The organism is Streptomyces griseorubiginosus, assembly GCF_017614965.1.
In the GTDB taxonomy this organism is placed as follows: Bacteria; Actinomycetota; Actinomycetes; order Streptomycetales; family Streptomycetaceae; genus Streptomyces; species Streptomyces griseorubiginosus_B.
In genome coordinates this window covers 1-1,667 of the sequence record NZ_WVUG01000621.1, presented here as the reverse complement: position 1 = coordinate 1,667, position 1,667 = coordinate 1, and the positions used below count along the sequence as shown (strand labels likewise).

General features: G+C 69.9%; 1 protein-coding gene. It reads right to left on the bottom strand.

The genetic code is table 11. From position 1 onward, the window contains the following. Positions 1-1,212, bottom strand: a 1,212-nt coding sequence (locus GRC12_RS44240) for a DUF445 domain-containing protein (protein WP_208786065.1), incomplete at its 3' end; no start/stop codon positions are given. Positions 1,213-1,667: the final 455 nt, after the last annotated feature.

The following is a 1,667-nucleotide window of genomic DNA, read 5'->3' as shown; positions in this document are numbered from 1 at the left end:
CCCCACCACCGTGCCGTTGATCCGGATGAACTGCAGGTCCCGCCCGATGTGCGCCTCGATCTTCCGCGTGGTGTGCTCGGCGTCCCACCCGGCCACCGTGTCCGTGATGAGCGAGGTGATCTCCTTGCGGTAGGTGCTGACGACGTACACCGCCGCCCCTTCCACCCACCCGTCGACCTTCCCCTGCACCTTCGGATCGACGGCCATCCGCGCCCCCAGCGACAGCAGAGACGCCCGCACCCGCAGCCGCAGCTCACTGCGCTCGTCCTCGGCCGCGGCGACGATCATCGACCGTACGGCCGTCCACGCGGAGGCGATGAGGTCCTGCACCTCGCCCCGCCCCAGCACCTCCCCCTTCAGCCGCTCGACGCGCGCCCGCGTGTCCGTGTCGGACTGCAGGTCGGAGGCGAAGTCGGACAGGAACCGGTCCAGAGCCCCGCGCGCCGGATGCGACGGCATGTCCCGCATCTCGGTGACGAACCGCAGCAGCTCCTTGTAGACCCGCTCGCCGACCTTCTTGTCGACGAACCGCGGAGTCCACCCGGGCGCCCCGCCCTGCACGGCGTCCATGATCTCGGTGTCGTGCCAGACGAGCCAGTCGTGCGCCCGCGTCACGACGAGGTCGACGACCCGCCGGTGCCCCCCGTCCGCGACGACCTTCTCCAGCATTTTCCCGATCCCGGGCGCGATCTCCTGCGCGTCGGCCCGCCGCGTGATCGCCTCGCCGACCACCGCCTGGACGTCCGAGTCCCGCAGCACGGTCAGCGCGCCCCGCAGCGCGGCCGACAGCTCCGCGGTCACCCGGTCGGCGTGCTCGGGGTCGGCGAGCCAAGCGCCCAGCCGGCTGCCTATGCCGACGGCGCGCAACCGCTGCCGTACGACGTCCTCGGAGAGGAAGTTCTCGCCGACGAACTCACCCAGGGACACCCCCAGCTGGTCCTTCTTCGTCGGGATGATCGCGGTGTGCGGGATGGGCAGGCCCAGCGGGTGGCGGAACAGCGCCGTGACCGCGAACCAGTCGGCGAGCGCGCCCACCATGCCGGCCTCGGAGGCGGCGGCGACATACGCGGCCCACGCACCGGCGCCGGAGTTGTCCGCCCATGTGGCGAGGACGTACACCACGGCCACGAACAGCAGCAGCCCGGTCGCCGTGAGCTTCATCCGGCGCACCCCGCGCTGCCGCTCCTCGTCGGCGGCGGTGAAGGTGTTCATGGCGCGGGCGGCGGTGGCCGGGACGGCCCGACCGCCGGAGGGAACCGACCGAGCACCGTCCGCAGGCGCTATCGACTCCGGCTCCGACTCCGACACCGATTCCGAGTCCGACTCCACTACGCCATCCGTCCCTTTTTCATCCGCTTTCGTATGTTCCATCCATCCACCCGTTCGTGATCCCCTGCACACATTGTCCCTTCCTGACCGACTCCTGGAACGGACGGGGAGTTCCCGGCGTCTGTCATCATTGGGATGATCACTTCGGAGCCTCGGGCTCCCATTTGTCTGAGGAGACACGCACCGCATGACCAAGCGTCATGGTTATGCCCTGCTTTCCGCGATCGTCGCTCTGATCGTGGGCCTTTCGGCCGCCATATACGTCGGTGCTGGTGCCGACCACGGAAGCATCGGCACCGCCGCTCTCGGCAAGAACGGCGCCCCGCACAACCCCGCCG